Source organism: Arthrobacter sp. ISL-69 (assembly GCF_018613775.1).
In the GTDB taxonomy this organism is placed as follows: domain Bacteria; phylum Actinomycetota; class Actinomycetes; order Actinomycetales; family Micrococcaceae; genus Arthrobacter.
On record NZ_JAGGPO010000057.1, the window covers coordinates 1 to 20,407 of the forward strand.

Genomic DNA, 20,407 nt, shown 5'->3' on the forward strand with positions numbered 1-20,407 from the left:
ACCGTTAATTCCACAGTCCCGTCGGTCGGTTTTGCGCGTCGTAGGTGATGGTGGTGGTTCCGGACCCGTCCACCCGCTGGGTGAGGTTGCCGTTCGCGTCGTAGGTGTAGGTCACACAGCTCGCGGCGACGCAGGTCGCGCCCTGCCGGGTCTGGGTGAGCCGGTCGTTGTTGTCATAGGTGTAGATCAGGGTCTGGTTCTTGCCGTCCTTGGAACTGGTCAGACGGTCCGCGGCGTCAAAGGTGTTGGTGATGACACCCAGGGGTGCGGGGCGGGTGACGGTGACGGGGTTGCGGTCCGCGTCGTAGGTGTAGGAAGTGACGTTGCCGTTCCCGTCGGTGGTTTTGCACAGCTGGCCGCGTTGGGCCGAACAGGTGGTACCGGCGTCATCGGACTGGTAGTTCCGGGTCGGTGCCCCGCCGGCTCCGCCGCTGGGACCGGGCGTCTGGGTCTTCTTCATGTATGTCGTGTTCACGTCGTAGCTGAAGGTGCTGACCTGCCCTTCACTGTTCGTGGACGTTAGGGGCCGGTACTCGAAGAGGCCGTTGAAGCCGGAGGGCGCCGGGTACGTGTAGCTGGTTTCGCCGCCGGCTCCGGTTCCTCCCGCGGCGCTGACGATCTTGGACAGGGTGTTGTTGGCGTTGTAGGTGGCGGTGGTGGTCTTGGCCGCCTGTGGACGACGCGAGGCTGAACGTTAGCGGAGTGGACCAGGGGTGAATCGCACGCTTCGGGGTTGCTTGATCATTCGCGGAAAATACGCGTTTCTAAGAGGGTGTGCACCACCGTTCGCCGCAGCTGTTTGGGTGTCGGTGGCCGCTTGCCCCTACTATGAGGCATGCCAATTCTCCCGGTTGTGTTCGCAGGAGGCCACGAGGGCGCCTGGCGCGTGAGTGGTATCTCCGCAGTCCAGGGGGCGCCTCTTCCGAGAGTCGAGCGGGTCGCGGTCCTCGAGGGCGAGCGGGCCGCTCCTGAGGCAGCTAGCTGGGCGCTGCGCGGCGTGGTCAGCCACGAGAGGTACGTCACGAAGCGGGAGCACGACGAACTGGTGTCCCGTTCGCCGCGCCTCGGGCGGCGAGAGGCGACCCGCGCCGCCCTCATCCCGATCAAGAAATCGCAGGCGTGGTGGGCACTTTCACAAGACGAGCGGCGGGCGCTCGTCGAGGAACACTCCCAGCACATCGCCATCGGCTTGAAGTACCTGCCAGCCGTGGCACGCCGACTCCACCACAGCCGGGACCTCGGTGAGCCGTTCGATTTCCTGACGTGGTTCGAGTTCGCCCCTGCCGAGGAAGCGGGGTTCAACGAACTGGTCGCCATGCTCCGCGCGACCGAGGAATGGACTTTCGTCGAGCGCGAGATCGACATCCGCCTCGAGCAGTAGCTACCACGGCCGGCGGGACCCAGCGTGATCGGCGCACCGCACCCTTTGGGGCTGATGGCCCTGGCGGCGTCCGCGTTCGTGGCCCTGACCGCCTTCGCCGTCCCTAGCTTTTCCCGTAGTGACCGACGCCGCCAAGCAGCGGGACTATCCCGAAGCCGGGCCACAGCCCAGCTGAAGTTGTGCACTCGACTTCGGATACTCAGTGCAGACGACTTCTGACATTCCGTGCAGACGACTCCTGAAAATGACAAAATCCGCCAATTTCTTAGCGCCCGGAGATTCTCATAATTATGTCTCGAAACCGTCTGCTTGAGACGGCATACTAACCATTAGTTATGCGACACTCGGAGGCAGGCCATGACGAAACTTATTGGGTACGCCCGAGTTTCGACACGGCAGCAGTCCACCGACCGGCAGCGGGCTGATTTACTGGCCGCCGGGGTTCGACGCGATGACCTGTACATTGACCATGGAGTCTCTGGAGCACGTGCTTCGCGACCACAGTTCGATCAAGCTCTCGACGCCCTTATGGAGGGTGACACCCTCGTCATCACGACGTTGGACCGGCTCGGGCGATCCACCCTAAACATGCTCGCCTTCGCCGATGAACTCCGCAGCAGGGGCGCTGGCCTCCGCGTCCTGAATCTGGGCGGAGGCGACGTCGACACTGCGATGCCGATGGGTTCAATGTTGTTCACCGTTATGGCCGCTCTCGCGCAGATGGAACACGAGATCAAGCGCGAACGTGTCACGGATTCCATAATCAAGCGAAGAGAAGCTGGCAAGAACCTCGGTGGCCGGCCCCGTCGGGTTACTGATAGCCAAATCAGAAGCGCTATGCGCCTGGTCAAAGGCGGCGAGCCCGCGGCGCAGGTTGCCCGCGACCTGGGGATGTCCCGAGCGACCTTCTACAGGCGGTCACGAGCCCTTGCCGGCCAGCAGGCTGCCATTTAGCACCACAAAAGTCGGCCATATCGCGCCAACTTTGATACCCGGCTCCGTTGCGGGAGTGGGAGCGGTGGGTGTCCTGAGAAAGCAGTGTCTTTTCAAAACGCTGGTGCCTGTCTTCAACCGGATTGAGGGCGCCCGGTGTACTTTGGCGGCGCACAGCGCTGGGCGCTGTGTAATGGTCCTCGCTTCGCTCGGGCTGTAGGGGTCGCCGTAGTACTCGCCGAGAATCGGGCGGATATGGCTGGGGTAGGCTTCTGAGCTGGGAATTTTTGGGCTCGTTGGAGGTCGTTCTTGGCTACGCAGGTGTTCGCGGATGGGGAGCTGGATCGGCTTCGGGGGTTCCCGGAGATCGGCCGGGACGAGTTGTTCCGGTTCTTCACCCTGACCCCGGCGGATGTCGCGTTCGTCGATCCCGGCCGGGGGCGTGGACCGGCTGACCGGCTCGGTTTGGCGGTGGCGTTGTGTACGTTGCCGTGGCTGGGGTTCGTGCCGGACAAGGTGTCTTCGGCGCCGCCGGTGGCGGTGGCGCGGCTGGCTGACCAGCTCGGTGTCGACCCGGACGAGTTGCGGTCCTACGGGCGGCGGGCGAAGACCCGGACCGAGCACCTGCGGCTGGCGGCGAAGTATCTGGGCTGGCGGCTGCCCACGACGATGGAGCTCAAGGAGCTGGATGAGTTCCTGCTGGCTCGGTCGTTGGAGCACGACTCGCCGACGTTGTTGTTCCGGCTGGGATGCGAGTACTTGATCTCGGCGCGGGTGATCCGGCCAGGGCCGGTGGCCGTGGTCGAGCGGGTCGCACATGCTCGCGCCGAGGCGCAGCGGGAGACGTTCGACCGGTTGGCGCGCGAGTTTACCGACGCCCGGTGCGCCGCGTTGGACGCTCTGCTGGTGACCGACCCCGAGATCGGTATGACCCGGCTGCGGTGGCTGTCGACAGGCCCTGTCGAGGCGTCCCCGGCCGCGGTGAAGGCTGAGGTCGCCAAGCTGGAGTTCCTGCGGGCCCTGGGCGCGGACACCCTGGACCTGTCGGTGCTGCCCGCCGAGCGGCGTCGGTTCCTGGCCACGGTCGGGCGCCGGTTGACCGCGCAGGCGCTGGAACGGCGCGATCCGCAGCGCCGCTACCCGATCCTGCTTACGGTGCTGGCGCAGTCGGCGACGGATGTGCTCGATGAGGTCGTGCAGCTGTTTGATCAGGCCATTTCCGCGCGGGAGAGCAAGGCTGAGCGGAAGATGCGCGACGCGCTGGCCGAGCGGGGCAAGGCCGGCGAGGACCGGCAGGCGCTGCTGGATGACCTGCTGGCCATCGTCACCGACCCGGCCGTGCCCGACGAGCAGGTCGGCGGGCTGATCCGTGGTGACCGGATCGGGTGGGCCCGCCTGCGGTCCGCGGTGGCGCAGGCTGCCCCGCGATTGCCGCGCGACCACGGGCACCTCGCGGCTTTGGGCGGCTCCTACGGGTATCTGCGGCAGTTCACCCCTCAGGTGCTCGCCGCGGTGACGTTCGCCGGCGGCACCGCCGCGACCGGGCTGCTCGATGCTGTGGAGATCCTGCGCGGACTCAACGCCACCGGCGCCCGCCGCGTCCCGGCCGACGCGCCGACTGGGTTCGTGCCCGCGCGGTGGCGCGGCTACCTGGAGACCGCGGCCACGTCCGGCAACACCAGCGCCTACCGGCATTACTGGGAGCTGTGCACGTTGCTGGCCCTGCGCGACGGACTGCGCACTGGGGACGTGTTCGTGCCGGGCTCGCGCCGCTATTCCGACCCGGCCGCCTACCTGCTGACCGCGGACAAGTGGGCTAACCAGCGCAGGGAGTTCTGCCAGCTGGTGGGTAAGGCCGCTGACCCGGCCCGTGCGCTGGCCGCGGCGGAGGACGAGCTGGGCGAGGCGCTCGGGGAGCTGGAGGAGGTGCTGGCTGCCGGGGACGGGCCGGTCCGCCTGGACGAGGACGGTGATCTGGTGATCTCGCCGTTGTCGGCGGAGGACGTGCCGGCCGAGGCGACGGCTTTGAAGGCGGAGCTGACCGAGATGCTGCCGTTCGCGCCGATCGTGTCGTTGCTGATCGAGCTGGACAAACGCACCGGCTACCTGGACTGCTTCACCCACGCCGGGGGCAAGCAGGCGCGCAGCCCGGAGTTGAAGCGGAACCTGATCGCGGTGCTGATCAGCCATTCCACCAACCTCGGACTGACACGGATGGCTGATGCGTGCGGGATCTCCTACGACGTGCTGGCCTGGACTGCCGAGTGGTATGTGCGGGAGGAGACGCTGCGCGCGGCGAACCTGGCGCTCATCGACTACCACCAGCGCCTGTCACTGGCCCCGGTGTTCGGCACCGGCACCCTGTCCTCATCGGACGGCCAGCGCTTCCCGACCCGCGGCAAGTCCGTCACTGCCAGGGCTCTGAGCAGGTATTTCGCGAACGAAGGGCTCTCGACGTACACGCACGTGACCGACCAGCACACCGCCTACGGCACGAAGGTCATCGTCGCCACGAAACGTGAAGCCCATTACGTTCTCGACGAAATCCTGGGGAACGCGACCGACATTCCCATCACCGAGCACGCGACGGACACGCATGGCGTGACGCTGGTCAACTTCGCCCTGTTCGACCTGCTCGGACTCCAACTCTCGCCCCGCATCCGGGACCTGGGCAAGATCACCCTCAACCGCATGGGATCCCGCGCGCAGGTCGAGGCAGACTACCCAAACACGGGGCCGCTGCTGACCCGCAAGCTGAACACCGACCTGATCGCCGAGCACTACGACGACCTGCTCCGCCTGGCCGGGTCACTGAAATTCGGGCACGCCACCGCGTCGCTGCTGGTCGGCAAGCTCTCCGCCTCCGGCAGGCAGAACGCGCTAGCAGCGGCCCTGAAGGAGTACGGGGCGCTGCGCCGCACCATCTACGCCGCCCGCTACCTCGCCGACCCGGTCTACCGGCGCAAGATCTCCCGGCAGCTGAACAAGGGCGAGTCGCTGCACGCACTCAAACGGGACCTGCTCTACGCCCACGAGGGCGCCGTCCGGGCGCGGCATCTGGAGCAGCAGACGGAGCAGGCGTGGTGCCTGACGCTGGTCACCAACGCCGTGGTGGCCTGGACCACGGAGTATTACGGCTTGGCGGTGGATTCGATGCGGCAGGCCGGGCGGCGCATCGACGACGAAGTCCTCGCGCACATCTCGCCGGCGCACAGCGAGAACATCAACTTCTTCGGCTCCATCGACGTGGACATCGAGGGCGAGCTGGCTCAGCTCGGACCGACCGGCTACCGGCCGTTGCGTGTGCGCGACACCCTCTTCTGACACCAGGGCGTGGCCGGGCGGCGCGGGGGCTACGTAAACGCCAAAGCCAAAGCCAAAGCCGATCTTCCACTGCAGACGCCGTCGACACGGTAACGAGCCCGATCTCCGTGCGGCCGCCGAACTGGTCCATGACGGTGCTCGCATCGGCGAGACTGACAAAACCGATACCACCGCTGGCCAAGTCCGTCGGCGAAGTCCATGAAATTTTCCTCGCTCACCGCATGCCAGCGTCGCTACGAGTCAATTAGGAGCTCAACCCTTTCTGCTTCATTGACAGGGGTGACGAAAACTCGAACTCGATGGAATCCTGGTTCAACTGCTGTGTCAATTGAGTTTTGCCCCAACGCATCGCTGACCCTCAGGATCCCGCTTTCAACTCTGAGGCGACCGTCAAAAACACACTCACCTTCGCTCTCTTCCAGCGATCCGAGAACGCAAACGATAACATCGCCTTCATCCGCATGACGGATTCGGACCACCACGGCAGTCTCTGATGCTGTAGCTATTTGTTCATCGGAATCCCATCTTGGAATGACGTCCGTCGCGTCGACGTCAGTCACTAGCAGCAAGCCCCATGGAAAGTCGGCTACCATTTCGCGATCCATCGCCCCTCCTCAACCTACAAATTGCCTTGGCGCATTTGATTGATGATCCAAAGTCCCTGGTCATTACTGCATTTCTGGCAATGAGGGTACAGAACCTGAGGCGTACCCGGGCTATTGAGTCGAGTGGGGGCTTGATGATCTCCGATCCAGTTACCGCTCTTTGTTCCTGGTGTCACGGTTCCGCAAGAGTGACAGCCGTACTTCTCGCCGATTGCGTTAAGTTCTCTCCGCTCATTTGCCGTGATTTTTCCCGGAGCGCTGGACGGCACGGACTGAACCGCCCAGGGCCCTGGCTTTAGGAGATCATCACCTCGAGCTGCGACCTTCTTGACCACGGCATCTGCTCCCGCCGCGGCTCCCTTGATGAGTCTTCCGCCCGGGGGAATCCACGCGACTGAGAGGAGTGCTTCTCCGACGGCGTCGCCGCAGGAGCCTTTGCCGCTGTTGCAGGTCTTGTAGGCTTGGATGGCTTTTGTGCCGGCGTGGACTGCTCCTGCCGCGATGGATATGCCGCCCAGGACGGCTGCCACCGGGGCGCCGACGCCGGTTGCCAGTGCGACGATGGCGAGGACGCCGGCGACGTCGGAGACGATGCCGCTGATGTCCTGGACTCCGCCGAGGGCTTCGTCCCAGGAGAACAGGCCCGTGATGTCGATGTATCGGAGCGGGTTGGCTGAGCCGTAGGTGTAGGTGCCGGAGATGCTGGTAGAGGCTGCCGGATCCGGGCTGAAGAACATCCCAGCGACGGGGTCGTATTGGCGGGCTCGGAGGTGGGTCAGGCCGGTGGGGTCCTGGTATTGGCCGAGCCAGCCCAATGGCGGGGCGTTCGGGTTGTTCGGGCCGGTGGCCCGGGGCCTTCCGTAGGGTTCCCAGGCGCCGGCTGATGTGACTGTTCCGGTGGTGTCGGTTACGGCTCGGATGGAGCCTAGCCTGTCGGTGTGGAAGTAGGCGGCTGCCCCGGTCGCATCGTGGGCGGTGAGGGGCTGGTCGCCGTGGGTGTAGTGGCGGACGAGGGCTCCGTTGATGTCGAGTTCGTTGGCGAGCCGGTAGAAGGGGTCCCATTCGAAGGTGGTTTTGGCGGTGCCGAGGGTAGCGCTGAGGCGGCGGCCGTCGCCGTCGTATTTGTAGGTGGTGGTTCCGGCCGGGGTGGTGGCCGTGGCGGTGCGGCCGCCTTTGGTGTAGGTGAAGGTTTTGTTCCCGGCGGTGAGGGCCTGTCCGCGGTAGTCGTAGGTGTAGTCGGTGGTCCCGGCAGCAGGGTCCACGGTTTGAGTGCGCTGACCCTGGGTGTTGTAACTGTGCGTGGTGGTTTGGCCGTTGCGGATTTCGGTGAGGATGTTGTCCGCGTGGTCGTAGGTCCATTCCAGGACTTCGGTACTGCTCGCACAGGCGGCGGTGTAGCAGGCCTTGGTGAGCCGGTCGAGGGTGTCGTAGCTGAAGGTGTCGGTGGTTCCGTCCGGGCGGGTGATGCTGAGGGGGTTGCCGCCGGCGTCGTAGGCGTAAGTCTCATCGAGCAGGGTCGCGGCGGTGGTGGCGTCGGTGATCCTGGTGAGCCGGCCCAGATTGTTGTAGGTGCGGGTAGCTGTCGATCCGTCGGCGCGGGTGACGGTGAGGGTGTTGCCTTCCGGGTCGTGGGTGTAGTCGGCGACGACGGCAGCGCCGTTCTTGACCTGTGTGACGCGGCCGTCGACATCGTAGGTGTAGCCGGTAACGGCCCCGTCGGGACTGGTCATTCCGGTCAGCCGGGACGCGGCGTCGTAAGCGAAGGTGAACGTCCGGCCACCGCGGGTGACGGCCGTTAACCGGTCGAGGGGGTCGTAGGTGTAGGTGGTGGTGCCATTCGGGTCCGCCATGGAGGCACGGTTGCCGTTGTGGTCGTAGGTGTAGGTGACGTCACTGTCAGAGCCCGGCAGATCAGCCCGGGTCAGCCTGCCCGCGGCGTCGTACTTGTACGAGGTGATGGCGTTTTGCGGGTCTTTGACACTCGCGATCTGGTTCCGCTTGGTGTAGGTGAGCGTGTAGGTGCCCAACGGGTTGGTGACCGTGGTGGCACGGTTGGCAGCGTCGTACTGGAACGTCGTACTCCGGCCCATGGAATCGGTCACCGTGGTGATGTTGCCGTTGGCGTCATAGGCCGTGGTGGAGGCCGGGACGCTCAAGTCGGGCCCCTGGAGGGAGGTGACGTGCCCGGCCGCGTCGTACTGGTAGGTGGTGGAGCGGCCCGCGGTGTCAGTGGCTTTGGTGACTTGGCCATCCACGTCGTACTCGACGGTTTCGTACTGGCCGGCCGGGTTGGTGGCTTTCACCATCCGGCCAAGCGCGTCATACTCGTACCGCCAGGTGAACTGGTTCGGGTCCGCCCCGGCGGCGTTGCCGCGCGGGGAGACCATGCTGGTGACCCGCCCGGCAGCGTCGTAGCCCATGGACGTCACCGAGCCCAGCGGGGAGGTGGCCTTCGTCGGATCACCCTCCGGGCTGTACTCGAAGGTGCCGGTGTTGCCGTTCGGATCCGTGGCGGAGGTGACGTTGCCCATTGCATCGTAGCCGAAGGAGCTGGTCAGGGTCCCGCCGGCCGGGTCGGGACGGGACAGCTGAGTGAGATTGTTCGCCGCGTCGTAGCCCCGTGTGCTGGTATAGCCGCGGGCGTTAGTAGTGGTCGTGGGCAGATGCTGGGCGTTGTACTCGGACCGGACCATCCGTGTGGTGCCCTGGAAGGACTGAACGTCCCCGCCCGGCGTGTAGTCCAGGGCGTTGCGGATCCCGTCCGGCCCATGCGTGGCGATCAGCCGCAGCTGGGTGTCGTACTCGTAGTCCGTGGTGTTGCCGACCGGGTCGATGCGGCGCTGCAGCACGTTGCCGGAGTAGATGTCCTTCCAGACCCCGCCGCGAGGGTCGGTCATGGTTGCGGTCGAAGTCGCGGCGTCCCAGGCGAAGGCGCTGCGGTTGCCCAGCCCGTCCCACTGCTCGGCCACGCGCCCGGTAATGATGTCGTATCCGGTCCGTACGATGGTGCGGCCGGAGGGTGCCTTGATCTCCGTCAGCCGCTGCCCGGCGTCGTAGGTGTAGGTGGTGGTGCCGGAGAGGGCATTCGTCACACCGGTCAGCAGTCCGCCAGTGTAGCTGTAGGTGACGGTCTGCCCGGCCGAGGTCTGGGCGCCGGTGATCCGCCCTGCCGTGGTGTCCCAGGTGAAGGAGATCGACCGGTTCCCGTCCGTGACCTGGGTCAGCCGCCCGCCGCCGTCATACGTGTAGCTCGGCCCGCGGCCCGAACCGTCCGTCAGCGCCGTCAGCCGCCCCGCGGCATCGAAGGCATGAACAAGTCCCGAGCGCGTCATCACCGTGAAGGTTCCATCAGGGTTGCGGGTCAGGCCTGAGGTCGCCCCGGTCGGCGCCGTGAAGGTTCCGTCCGCGTTCTCGGTAAAGCGGATCCGCTGGCCTGTCCCGGCCTTCAGCACGGCCTCGGTTCCCTGCACGGTCAGGCGGATGTCGTAGCCCAGGCTCCAACCGCGGCCAAACGGCCCGTCGTTGGCGTCGGCGGAGGTGTAGAAGCGGTTTACCGACAGGCTTCCGGTTTTCGAGGCCAGGCCAAGGTCGGACTCGGAGTGCACGAGTGCGCCGATCGCGGTGTTCACCGGATCGGCCTGCGAGCCGACCGGAGCGGAGCCGAACTCCGAACCCCCGTCCGGGCCGTACACCTGGCCCTCGTCCACGGACCCGGCGTACGTCCCCACCCCGTTCACACCCGCCGAGGGCATCGGCGGGGCTTCCGTCATCGCCGGGGTGACCTTCGTGAAATAGCCGGTGATGGTCTGCTTGCCCTGCTGGTAGCAAGCGCTGCCGTTTACGACGGTGTACGTTACGGCCGGTATGTACGTGGTGTTGTAGTCATAGCAGCCACTGGGCTGGTCTTCAATGACCCGTCCCCACCAGTTGAGTGAAATGTCCTGTGGAGCGGGACTGCTTAGGAAGGGTTCCACTCCGCCCAGCAGTGCATTGCCCTGCATATCGAGTTGCTCGCGTGTGGGTGCAGTGCTCGATGCAACGACTTGAAGGGCTTTTGCTGCATGGTTGTCGTAGAACTTGATGCCATTGGGGGTGTAAAACCGTGCTGCATATGTCTGGATTGACGACTCAAATACGTTGTCTGTGAAGGATCCCGTAAAGGCGATTGCGCCGCAGCCGCTATCAGAGAAGCGGTTATTGGCCACTCTCACGTCCCCGGCGCCAGAACCAACATAGATGCCGGCATATTGGCTATGCTGCAGGTCGCTGTTCGTCAGCGAGAGAGATGCGCTTGAGGCCACAGTTACACTGGCGTAGGCCCCACAGACATGCCCCGACCCGTAGCCGCCATAGCGGATGCGGGTTCTGTCGATTACAGACTGGACCTTTGCGCTGTCACTGAAATAGATCTGATACCAGTCCGCTGGCGCGGGGGATGTGGCGGCGCCGTCCCCGTTGGTGTCTCCGCCGATGGAATCATCGCGATGTGAGGTGAAAACGATCGGCGCAGCAGCAGTCCCGCGCGCTGCCAGCTGCCCGTCGACATCTATACGCCCAGTCCTGTCTGCCGGGTTGCCAATCTTCACAACGACGCCGGGCTCGATCGTCAATCGCACACCCGCAGCGACTTTCAACCTGTTTTGCACCCAGTAAGGCGAATCCGCGGTCGTCCACACGGTATCCGCGGTAAGCGTCTGGGACGTGATGACGGTCGGCGCAGCCTGGGCCTCCGGCAACGCACCGGCAATACCGACCAGGCCGGCGGGTCCCACAGCCAAGACAAGTAGAACCGCCAGCCACAGCCTGAACCCAGAAATAGGACGGGCTTCTCCGGTCATCACAATCCCCCCACCACAACGCCGATACTCTTCAGGAGTGGGCTGAGGCCTTCAGACTGGATGTGAGACTGGGCCAGAGGAGCTGCAGAAAATGGCGGGAGGAAGGCAGGCTCGCGCCGGCGCCGGACAGTATCCATTCCGCATCGAACTTTCTACGCGATAGATCCAAGGCGATCCAATATCGCGAAAGCCCGATCCCCCAACGAGTGATATGCAACAGTAGGAGGGCTCGTCCGGAACAATCAACGATCTTGATCAAATCCTGAGGAAAGACTAGGGTTCAGGATTGCTATCGCCCCGGAACGTCCCGCTGATCTTGAGGCACTGCAGCTTCGAGGGATCTCCTGTTGAAAGGGACGTTCCCTTGCGCGGTACGGGATCATGTTCGAAACGACCGTTACCGTGCAGCCGTTCCGTTTCCTGCCCGGAAATCCGACTAGAACTCTTCCTCCCTAGCATCCCCACATAGGCCATCTACGACTCATCCGGGTCCCCTGGGATCTGCCAACCACGGGTGGGCCCTGGTGACGGTGGCAAATAACGACGCAAAAACCGTGCCGGATAGCGTAGAAGGTCACACGTCAACATACCCGCGAACCCTGAATGCTCCCTGCTGCCAGGCGTGTCTCACAAACGCTCGATTCTGAGAAAGCGATCGACAATGAGGCTCGGCTGACCGGCGAAGGTCGGATTTGTTCTCAGAACCCATTCTCACTCAAGAAGGCGTGGATCAGCTTCTAAGAAATGTTTGTGAGAGGATTTTAGGATGATGAGCGAGCCCGAAGCCACCGCCCCATCCGACGCCGATGAGGTCGAGCGGCACCCGTGCCCCCGCTGCGAAGTCCAGCCCGGCTCGCCGTGCCGGTCCCGTGCCGGTGCGGTCGCCTCGACCTACCACACCGGCCGGTTCGCCAAAGTCCCTCGCCTGGCGAAGGAGCTGCGCGTGCCGACCCCGGCCGACCGCGGACCCGGCCAGCCGTGGCGGCCGGGCACTGCGCCGCCGGCACCAATCCCCGCAGGCACGCCGAGCGCGGACATTCGCGTCGGCTACGCCCGCTGCTCCCACCTGACCCAGGAACTCCAGTCCCAGCTGGATGCGCTGGCCGCGCACGGCATCCCACTCGAGGAGATCTTCGCCGAGAAGGTCTCCACCCGCGTGCGGGTCCGCCCGAAGTTCGAGGCCGCTCTGGAGGCAGCCCGGCAGATCAAGGCCCACGCCCCGCACTGCCGGGTCATCTTCACCGTCTATGAGATGAAGCGGCTCGGGCGGGATTCCGCCGAGCTGACCGCGCTGGCCGATCACCTCACCGCGCACGGCATCGCCCTGGAGATGCTCGCCGGGCCGCTCACCGGGATCTACGACCCGACCGGCACCGGCCGGGTGCTGTTCGCGTTCTTCGCCGCGATGGCCGAGACCGAACGCGAGAACATCCGCGAGGCCACCCTCGAAGGCTTGAATGCCGCGGCCCGCAAGGGAAACCACGGCGGACGCCCGCCGGTGATCACCGACGACATGCTGCACACCGTCCTGCGCCGCCGCGCGAACGGTGAGTCCGTGGAGGACATCCGCCCGGACCTGATCATCCCCACCGGCAAGCGCAAAGGCCGCAACCCCAGCCTGGCCAGCATCTACCGGGCGCTCACCGAGCACGAGAAACGCCAGGCCTACCCCGAAGCCGTTGACCAGGCCCACGCCGACTTCGCCACGCTCCACCCGAGCACCTGACACTGGCCAAGACCGGCCCGGTCATCGCTGGTCAGCCATATCCGCCCGATTTTCGGCGAGTACTACGGCGACCCCCACTGGTCCGGACTGAACCCAGCCCGGATCGACCAGATCATCAGCATCGAAGCAGCTGCCGGCCGCGTCCGCGAAGCCTAGAAACAACCACCTGACCCCGCACCGAACGAAACCAGTAGAGAAGGAACGAACCCAATGTCAGGCGAAACCAGCATCACCGTAATCGGCAACCTCACCAACGATCCCGAACTGCGGTTCACCCCGGGCGGTTCCGCGGTCGCGAACTTCACCATCGCCTCCACGCCCAGGACGTTCGATCGGCAGAAGAATGAATGGGTGGACGGCGAGACCCTGTTCCTGCCCGCCAGCGTCTGGAGGGACGCCGCCGAGCACGTAGCGGAATCCCTCACCAAGGGCATGCGCGTCATTGCCTCCGGGCTGCTGAAGTCCCGGGCCTACGAGACAAAGGCGGGGGAGAAGCGGACCGTGGTCGAACTCGAAGTCGAAGAGATAGGCCTGTCCATGCGATTCCAGAACGTGGCGGTCAGCCGCACCCGCAGCGTCCCCCAGCACACCAGCAAGGACAACAGCAGGGACGGCGGAGATGACACCTACCGGCCCATTAGTGAACCGGCCACGCAGTTCGCCGATGATGACCCGTGGTTCGGGAAAGAGGCCAACCCGGAAGGGCGGATCCACCACCCCGGGCCCAACGGTGAACCGGCTTACTGGTGAGCTGTCAGAGCCAGTGGATGGGTGCGCCGGCAGACGAGTGGGACGATCCACTAACGCCCCCAATGCGAGGTATCTCCTTCAACGTAAAGGCTGAGACTATGACCGAAGTCAGCGACCCTGACGCCCTGGCCGAATCCGAGATCGACGAGGCCGTTGCTTTCGCCGACGCCGCACAGTACCTCGCCGGCGGCCGCGCCGATGAACGTTCCCGTGAACTGGGCCGCGAGGTACTGCGGGGACACCTGACACACCGGCAAGCTGTGGAGGAATACCTTGCGGATGCCGTCTAAAAAGATCGCGGCCTTCACTCCTTACTTCACGGAGGACGAGGCTGGACAGGTCCGCGCAGCGTTCCTGGCCGCCGGCCACTTGGAAGGTGACGCGAGCGTGTCGGACTTCATCGTCCGTGCCACCATGCGTGAAGTAAAGCGCCTGCAGCGAAAACACAATCAGGGCAGAAAATGGGACCCTGCCCCGCCGGGTTCACTGCGGAGGGGGCAACGCACCATGGACGAATTGCAGCACCGAAACGAGGACGCATAACAATGGCGAAGTGGACCGACGGCGAAAAGTGCCTGAAAGCGAAGAACTGATAGAAATGGTTCGGGCTCCCGCCGCCCGAACCGTAGCCGGTCGTGAGGGACATGAACTGACATCTGTGGGAAAGGCTTCAACTGTGACGGACACTGGAGACATTCTCGCCCTGTGGGCGCTGATCGTGAGCATCTTCGGAACGGGGATCGCCCTGATTGCCCTGGCAGTGGCCTATCTCGACTGGCGCCAAGTCGGCATGGAGTCGCCTTGGACGTTCACGGCCGTGGGCGGTGGTTACTGGAGGTTGGAGCGCATCCACCGAAAGCCAGCGCAGATACGGCGATTTGAGTATGGCCAGATGTGCTCTGGGCTCCAGTTTGGAGTCGCAAGTGCCGCCGGCTTCCCTATGAAGGTGTATCGGAGGGGGGACACGGAACTCGTCTCCGTAAGGCCTTCCAGCAGCGTTGAAACAATCACCATTGTGTACAAGGAACATGGCTGGTGGGACAGGCTCAGAAGGAAGATCCCGAAGGGCAGCACCCTATATGCGCAAGGCTCAGTTGATGAGGGCTACGAGCGATGGGACACCCCCCTGCATCTGAATCCCTGATTCTCTCCGTGCTGGCACGCCCAACACGAGAACCGCAGTTTGCGGGGGCGCTTCCGTGAGCCTAGATGAGATTAGTGATCGGCACGTCCTTGGGGCTACGAGTCGTGCCGCCGGTTGCCAGGTTGACCACGGTGAAGCCTTGATCGCGCAGTTTAGCCACGACGGCGTAGGTGGCCAGCTGGTGAACCTCCGTCCAGCCATCCTCCCAACCATTTGGGGCCGGCCTTTCCAGCGTGGAGTCCTCACGACGCCAGGCGTTTAGGACCCGAACTCTCTTGTTTGCGCTCGGGGAAAACTGGGCTTGGGCGGACTTCAGAATCTCGTCGTTGGATGACATGGGATAACGGTAGGCGCCGCATGTCGATAAACCTACGGTTCGCCACGCCCAGGCCAGACCGTTAAGCGGTAAATAGCGGCCGTTACTAGGCAGCTTCGATTGTGATGCCTTGTAAAGCCTCTTCTGCACTCCACTGACTAGCAGGTCCATTCCCTACGGGGCTGTGCCGTCCGTGGACGTAGCTGCCGCGCGCGGGATACCCCTGATCAGGGCCGCCATGCTGCGTACGGCCTCAGGGTCGTCTTCCCAGGAGCTCGAGCTCCCGTCACGCCTGCAAGCACGGAACGTCTTCACTCCGGCATCTTCGGCCGCCTGGTTTAGCTCGGCCCAGGCCTCTCTCAAATCCGCCAGCTGTGCAGGTGTCAGCTGCTGCTTGGACGCGGCCACCGCAGTAGGGGAGGGCTCCACTGCGGCTGCCATTTGGCGTCGGCCGAGCAAGTTCCGTAGTCGCACTGCTTTTCCTTCTGACAAGAATGTCCCGCATGATGGGGGACAGGTCTGGCGTGAGTCGTCGGTCTGGGCCCTGCAACGGCTGAGGCAATTGGCTATGCCGTGCGGATCACGATGGCTTTGGAACCTTCAGGGATCTTCACTTCGGCCGCTGCCTTGGCCTTCTCGTACGTCTCGCCTTCGGCTTCAACGTGGCTCAGCTGGCCGTCGCCGGCTTCTACAGTCAGGGTCACTTTCACCCCAATATCCTAGGCCGCCACGTCGGGGACCGATTGCCGTCTAGAAGTGGAGTTCGACTTCGCCAAGCGTACTGCGCGGCCACGACCCCCTTTGGTGTGCAAAGTAGCGCATACGGAGCGATAAAGCATGCATCGGAAACTTGGGTAGAGTTTGCTTGTTGGGATAAAGGTGTGCCATTTGGCGGACAGGGAAGGCGCCCAGGTGGCGTCCCGGAACGGGTGGAGCCTGTAACGGTTCGGGACAGGGCGATCCTGTAACGAACGAACTGAAGGCCGATTGGACGTTTGCGGACCAATCAGACGTGGCAAGCCCATAGGGAGCCCTTGGTAGATGCCAAGTTGGAACGTCGGCCTCCTGCGGCAGTAACCCGCACGGGAAATCCGCAGGAGGTCATCCAGCGTTATGTCTGCCGAAGATTGCTATCAAATCTGGCGCCACGGCTGCGAAGTTCCCTTAGGAATTGATCAAAGTCTGCCTGCATGGTGGCGCGTTGTCCCATCTTCAGGGTGTGCCGTGTTCCGCGGGGCCCCTTTACATTCAGCCTGGTTCGGGTCTCGTTCCATTTGAATGTCCACCCTTGAGGGCCGAGGTTGCTTCTCAGGATCCGAAGGTCCTGTTCGACGTCGCGGGGCGATGTGGGGGAGGCCGATAGCTGCGGAGCCCTGGCTGGGGCTTTGTTGCGTGGCCCTGCCAGCTTGATTTCATCGACGATGTCGTGGACGACACCGCTCAGAGCCGCGCGCATGTTGTTGTCTTCCCGGGCGGGATAGGGCAGGTAGGTGATTCCTGCGACGTCTGAGGGGAGCTTCAAGTCCACGCCGTCCGGAAGGACCATGTAGGTCCTTTCCGGTCCCAAAGCTCCCATGAACAGGCCCAGCTCAAACACAACGTTGTCCCGTGGCGCTTGTGTCGTGGTGTCCCGGCTCTCCACGTGATCGTCGGGGCTGAGGACCATGATTGCGTAGTCCGCTGTTCTTGCCTGGTCCACCAGGGAGCCGAGTACGTGCCGGCCGGGACGGAATGTGCCGTGGGTCCACACCGTGGACTCGGTCAGTCCGAAGCCGTCCAGGGCAACAGCCAACTTCTCAGCGATGTTTTTGCCCTCGCTGGAAGATCCAAGAAATACCTTTGACTTCTCCATGGGATTCTAGGTCGAAGGCTTAGCGGGGATGGACAGTCCGCTACTTCGGAGCCGGGCCAGGACTTCGTGGGCGGCATGGTCCAAGGCCTCGTCGCCCGATATGTCGTAACGCAGCGCATCCACCACGGTGACGTGCAGGTCCTCGTAGTCGGTTTCTGCTGATGGGGTGTCGTGAGCCATATAGGCAGAGTACGCCAAACCTTCATGATGCCTTGGCATCGGTATGCCGTTTAACGGCGGTTTGCGTGCGCTGCGCGCCCGTTACGCGACACGCCCACCGATGAGTGCACGAAACCATTGCACGAAGCTGTTTCGCACGTTTCCGGGGACGGTAGGTTTGTGGGCAGAGAGGAGCCGCACATTGAACATCATCGGCTACGCCAGAGTGTCCACTCGGGACCAGGACCCGCAGTACCAGGAACACGCCCTCACCGCTGCAGGAGCATCGAGGGTATTTACTGACCACGGAGATTCCAGCAGGATCCGGGACCGCCCCCGGTGGGTGACCTGCCTGGACTACATGCGTGCCGGAGACACCCTTCTGGTCCACAGACTCGACAGAGTGTCGGGGGAATGGCACTTGTTCCAGCTCATTAGCGAGCTGGCAGAGCGGGGTATCAATATCCGATCCCTGACGGAACCCGAGGTTGATACCACCACGCCGATGGGGAAGGCGTTCTACGGCATCGTAGCCGTGTTCGCGCAGCTGCGCATCGACACCATCAGGGAGAACACCATGGCCGGCCTTGCACATGCGCGCTCCCAGGGCCGAGTCGGTGGCCGCCCTACGGTCATGACGCCCGAGCGCGTTCAGACTGCGGTTCTGCTCCACGAAGCCGGACAGAACAAGTCCCAGATTGGCCGGACCATGGGTGTAAGCCGCATGGCCGTAGCCCGTGCCCTAGCAAGGATCGACGACATTCGTTAGGGATTACTAGCGAAGTCCGTCGTGCCAGGAGGACGCTCCCTGCTTGCCGGTCCAGTTACTTCTTACGCCAGAACGGCAAGATGCTGTAGTGATACGGCTGATCGATTACTTCGCTGACGATGAGATCGTTGAGCCTCCGGCTGTCCACGATCACCAGAGTTTGTTGCATTTAGCGTAGAGCGCTACTGGGTTGGGCCGTCTTCTCCCAAATCTTTATTGGTGTCCTGAACCCCTTTTGTCCTCTTTGTGCCGTGCAGCCATTCCTCACGATATTCATGCGTCTTAGTTGCTTGTCTGCCACCCCATCCGGTCCCCAGATAGCCACCGATAATGATGCACAAGACGAGGAAGGTCGTTCCAGCCGCGCCCGGGCCCAGGAGCCAACCTGCAACACTGGTTAGCACCGCGACCACGAGCAGAGTTATTAGGCCTTTATAGACTTTCGACATTGTTTCTCCTCGTTCTACGCTATTTCAGCCATGAACCTATATCGATAATTTGATCCTGGACCCCGCGACTTGCGCCAGCTATCGCACCGCTAACGGCTCCTTGGACGAATCCTCCGAGGGCAGCACTGTTGACTTCGGCACGACTTTTCCCATCAATCCTAGCCGCGACTGCTTTGCCGGTCAGGCCGCCCACGGCGCCGCCGGCGATACCAAATGCAACTGCAACCCCCACGGCACAGCCGACTCCCAGCGTGGCGGCACATCCCAGTCCTATGGCACCGCTGGTGAAAATGAGCCCGATGGCGCCGCCAACAGCTTCTCCCAGAGAAAGCAGGCCCGTGGGATCGGTGCTGTTGACGGGGTTTGCTCCGGCGTAGAGGTAGCGGTTTTGTTCCTGGCCGGAGGGGTCGGGTTGGGTGAAGCGGCCGCGGTAGGGGTTGTAGTAGCGTGCGCCGAATTTGATGCGGTTGCTGGACGTATCGTTGTATCCGCCGGCGTAGGTCCAGGGGTTCACTGCTGCCTGGGCACCGGTGGAGACGGTGGGTTGGCCCCAGGAGTCGTAGGCGTAGGTCGCAGCTGCAGCCTGGACGCTGTCGGTCAGCAGGATGATGGAGCCGAGGGCGTCGGTGGTGTAGTAGAAACTGGCCCCGGCACTGTTGCGCATGCTGATCAGGGCACCGTCCGGGTCCCGGATAAACGAGGTGCTCGCCCCGGAGGTGGTTTGGCGGGTGATGCCGAGTGCGCCGTTGAGGAAGGACGTTGGCCCGGCGGTGAGGCGTTCGTCGTTGCGGGTGCCGGTGTAGGTGTAGTTGGTGGTGCCGCCAACGTTGTTGGTGGTGAACTGGTCAAAGACGTTGTAGGACTGTGTGGTGGTCCCGGCGGTGGTGGTGTTGCCGTTGGCGTCGTAGGCGTACATGATCGCCCCTGACGGGGGTGAGGCGCAGGCCCCGGCGCTGGAGCCTACCCAGCAGAGCTGGTCGGCGGCGTTGTAGGCGTTGTACACGTTCCCGGTCCCGGTCCGGGTGTCGATGGTCCGGTTGCCGTTCTTGTCGTAGCTCCAGGTCTCGGTGAGGGTACCGGTTACAGCCTGCTTCAAACGGTTGACCTCGTCGTAGGTGTAGGTCGTGACGGCGCCGGCCTGGTCGGTGACGGTTTTGCGCAGGGCACCGTCCTTGGTGCCGTTCACGGTGTAGGTGTAGGCGCGCTTGGCCAGCACGGCGGCGCTGGTGTTCGTGGCCGTGATCGAGGTGATCCGCCCCGCCGGGTCGATGACCGTGGTGTTTTTCACGCCGTTCGGGTATTTCGTGACGGTGCGGCGGTTGTTGGCGTCGTAGTCGAAGCCGGTGCATTTGGTGGCGTTCGGGAACGCCGGGGTCGCCGGGCAGGATCCGCCCGGCTCGGCCAGGGAGATCAGCCGGTTCGCCGCATCGTACTTATAGGTCACGGTCCCGAGCGGGTCCACCGAGGTCAGGATGTTCGAGGCACCGTCGTAGGTGAGCGAGGTCGTGGTGCCACCCATGGTCTTGGCCGTGGCCCGGTTCTGCGCGTCGTAGGTAATGGTGGTGGTTCCGGACCCGTCCACCCGCTGGGAGAGGTTCCCGTTCGCGTCGTAGGTATAGGTCACACAGGTCGCGGCGACGCAGGTCGCGCCCTGCCGGGTCTCGGTGAGCCGGTCGTTGTTGTCATAGGTGTAGATCAGGGTCTGGTTCTTGCCGTCCTTGGAACTGGTCAGACGGTCCGCGGCGTCAAAGGTATTGGTGATACCGCCCAAGGGGCGCGGGGCGGGTCACCGTGACGGGATTGCGGTCCGCGTCGTAGGTGTAGGAAGTGACGTTGCCGTTCCCGTCCGTAGTTTTGCACAGCTGGCCGCGCTGGGCCGAACAGGTCGTGCCGGCGTCATCGGACTGGTAATTCCGGGTCGGGGCCCCGCCGGCGCCGCCGCTGGGACCGGGCGTCTGGATCTTCTTCACGTATGTCGTGTTCACGTCGTAGCTGAAGGTGCTGACCTGCCCTTCACTGTTCGTGGACGTTAGGGGCCGGTACTCGAAGAGGCCGTTGAAGCCGGAGGGCGCCGGGTACGTGTAGCTGGTTTCGCCGCCGGCTCCGGTTCCTCCCGCGGGGCTGACGATCTTGGACAGCGTGTTGTTGGCGTTGTAGGTGG

At 63.8% G+C, this 20,407-nt stretch carries 20 protein-coding genes; 9 read left to right on the forward strand and 11 right to left on the reverse strand.

What is annotated here, in order from left to right; all coding sequences use genetic code 11:
• Window positions 1-4: 4 nt before the first annotated feature.
• A complete protein-coding gene (locus J7I79_RS23585; protein ID WP_251043218.1) occupies window positions 5-460 on the reverse strand; it encodes a hypothetical protein in 456 nt (151 codons plus the stop codon).
• 375 nt (window positions 461-835) lie between these two features.
• On the opposite strand from J7I79_RS23585, the gene J7I79_RS23590 reads away from it, so the two are divergent.
• The 3 genes from J7I79_RS23590 (at window position 836) to J7I79_RS23600 (ending at window position 5,638) form a co-directional block, all read left to right on the forward strand.
• Window positions 836-1,381, forward strand: a complete 546-nt coding sequence (locus tag J7I79_RS23590) for a chlorite dismutase family protein (protein ID WP_214957630.1) — start codon at window positions 836-838, stop codon at window positions 1,379-1,381.
• Window positions 1,382-1,738: 357 nt separating this feature from the next.
• Window positions 1,739-2,335, forward strand: a complete 597-nt coding sequence (locus J7I79_RS23595) for a recombinase family protein (protein WP_214957637.1) — start codon at window positions 1,739-1,741, stop codon at window positions 2,333-2,335.
• Window positions 2,336-2,623: 288 nt separating this feature from the next.
• A complete protein-coding gene (locus J7I79_RS23600) occupies window positions 2,624-5,638 on the forward strand; it encodes a Tn3 family transposase (RefSeq protein WP_214957639.1) in 3,015 nt (1,004 codons plus the stop codon).
• 233 nt (window positions 5,639-5,871) lie between these two features.
• Here the strand turns inward: J7I79_RS23600 and J7I79_RS23605 are convergent, their stop codons facing one another.
• Together J7I79_RS23605 and J7I79_RS23610 are read right to left on the reverse strand one after the other, a co-directional pair.
• A complete protein-coding gene (locus J7I79_RS23605; RefSeq protein WP_214957641.1) occupies window positions 5,872-6,243 on the reverse strand; it encodes a hypothetical protein in 372 nt (123 codons plus the stop codon).
• Window positions 6,244-6,257: 14 nt separating this feature from the next.
• A complete protein-coding gene (locus J7I79_RS23610; RefSeq protein WP_214957642.1) occupies window positions 6,258-10,244 on the reverse strand; it encodes a DUF6531 domain-containing protein in 3,987 nt (1,328 codons plus the stop codon).
• 1,606 nt (window positions 10,245-11,850) lie between these two features.
• Between J7I79_RS23610 and J7I79_RS23615 the strand changes: the two genes are divergently transcribed.
• The 5 genes from J7I79_RS23615 to J7I79_RS23635 all read left to right on the forward strand — a co-directional run bounded on the left by J7I79_RS23615 (window position 11,851) and on the right by J7I79_RS23635 (window position 14,701).
• Window positions 11,851-12,807 (forward strand): recombinase family protein, encoded by a 957-nt coding sequence (locus J7I79_RS23615; protein ID WP_214957644.1) that lies wholly within the window; start codon window positions 11,851-11,853, stop codon window positions 12,805-12,807.
• A gap of 210 nt (window positions 12,808-13,017) precedes the next feature.
• The gene (locus J7I79_RS23620) at window positions 13,018-13,557 is read left to right on the forward strand and encodes a single-stranded DNA-binding protein (RefSeq protein WP_214957646.1); all 540 of its coding nucleotides are present in this window, start codon (window positions 13,018-13,020) and stop codon (window positions 13,555-13,557) included.
• 98 nt (window positions 13,558-13,655) lie between these two features.
• Window positions 13,656-13,847: a hypothetical protein gene (locus J7I79_RS23625; RefSeq protein ID WP_214957648.1), complete on the forward strand. Its 192-nt coding sequence runs from the start codon at window positions 13,656-13,658 to the stop codon at window positions 13,845-13,847.
• Window positions 13,837-14,100 (forward strand): ParB family protein, encoded by a 264-nt coding sequence (locus tag J7I79_RS23630; protein ID WP_214957649.1) that lies wholly within the window; start codon window positions 13,837-13,839, stop codon window positions 14,098-14,100. The genes J7I79_RS23625 and J7I79_RS23630 overlap by 11 nt, the downstream gene beginning before the upstream one ends.
• A 10-nt stretch (window positions 14,101-14,110) precedes the next feature.
• Window positions 14,111-14,701 carry a hypothetical protein gene (locus J7I79_RS23635; protein ID WP_214957650.1) on the forward strand — a complete coding sequence of 197 codons (591 nt, stop codon included), beginning with the start codon at window positions 14,111-14,113 and terminating at the stop codon, window positions 14,699-14,701.
• 61 nt (window positions 14,702-14,762) lie between these two features.
• On the opposite strand, the gene J7I79_RS23640 is transcribed toward J7I79_RS23635, so the two are convergent.
• From J7I79_RS23640 to J7I79_RS23660, 5 genes are all read right to left on the reverse strand, one after another.
• Window positions 14,763-15,038, reverse strand: a complete 276-nt coding sequence (locus J7I79_RS23640; protein WP_214957651.1) for a hypothetical protein — start codon at window positions 15,036-15,038, stop codon at window positions 14,763-14,765.
• 153 nt (window positions 15,039-15,191) lie between these two features.
• On the reverse strand, window positions 15,192-15,491 hold the full coding sequence (locus J7I79_RS23645; protein WP_311380660.1) for a hypothetical protein: 300 nt from the start codon (window positions 15,489-15,491) through the stop codon (window positions 15,192-15,194).
• A gap of 92 nt (window positions 15,492-15,583) precedes the next feature.
• Entirely contained in the window at window positions 15,584-15,721 is a 138-nt protein-coding gene (locus J7I79_RS23650) for a hypothetical protein (RefSeq protein WP_214957659.1), read from the reverse strand.
• Between the two features lie 407 nt (window positions 15,722-16,128).
• Window positions 16,129-16,869 (reverse strand): TIR domain-containing protein, encoded by a 741-nt coding sequence (locus J7I79_RS23655; protein ID WP_214957652.1) that lies wholly within the window; start codon window positions 16,867-16,869, stop codon window positions 16,129-16,131.
• Window positions 16,870-16,875: 6 nt separating this feature from the next.
• Window positions 16,876-17,049, reverse strand: coding sequence for a hypothetical protein (locus J7I79_RS23660; protein ID WP_214957653.1), 174 nt, complete (start codon window positions 17,047-17,049; stop codon window positions 16,876-16,878).
• A gap of 181 nt (window positions 17,050-17,230) precedes the next feature.
• Between J7I79_RS23660 and J7I79_RS23665 the strand changes: the two genes are divergently transcribed.
• Entirely contained in the window at window positions 17,231-17,797 is a 567-nt protein-coding gene (locus J7I79_RS23665; protein WP_214957654.1) for a recombinase family protein, read from the forward strand.
• A gap of 182 nt (window positions 17,798-17,979) precedes the next feature.
• Here the strand turns inward: J7I79_RS23665 and J7I79_RS23670 are convergent, their stop codons facing one another.
• The 3 genes from J7I79_RS23670 to J7I79_RS24485 all read right to left on the reverse strand — a co-directional run.
• Window positions 17,980-18,246, reverse strand: coding sequence for a hypothetical protein (locus J7I79_RS23670; RefSeq protein WP_214957655.1), 267 nt, complete (start codon window positions 18,244-18,246; stop codon window positions 17,980-17,982).
• Between the two features lie 19 nt (window positions 18,247-18,265).
• Window positions 18,266-20,017: an RHS repeat-associated core domain-containing protein gene (locus J7I79_RS24480; RefSeq protein WP_285291507.1), complete on the reverse strand. Its 1,752-nt coding sequence runs from the start codon at window positions 20,015-20,017 to the stop codon at window positions 18,266-18,268.
• Window positions 19,992-20,407: RHS repeat domain-containing protein (locus J7I79_RS24485; protein ID WP_251043219.1), on the reverse strand; the 416-nt coding region annotated here is incomplete at its 5' end. The genes J7I79_RS24485 and J7I79_RS24480, both read right to left, overlap by 26 nt.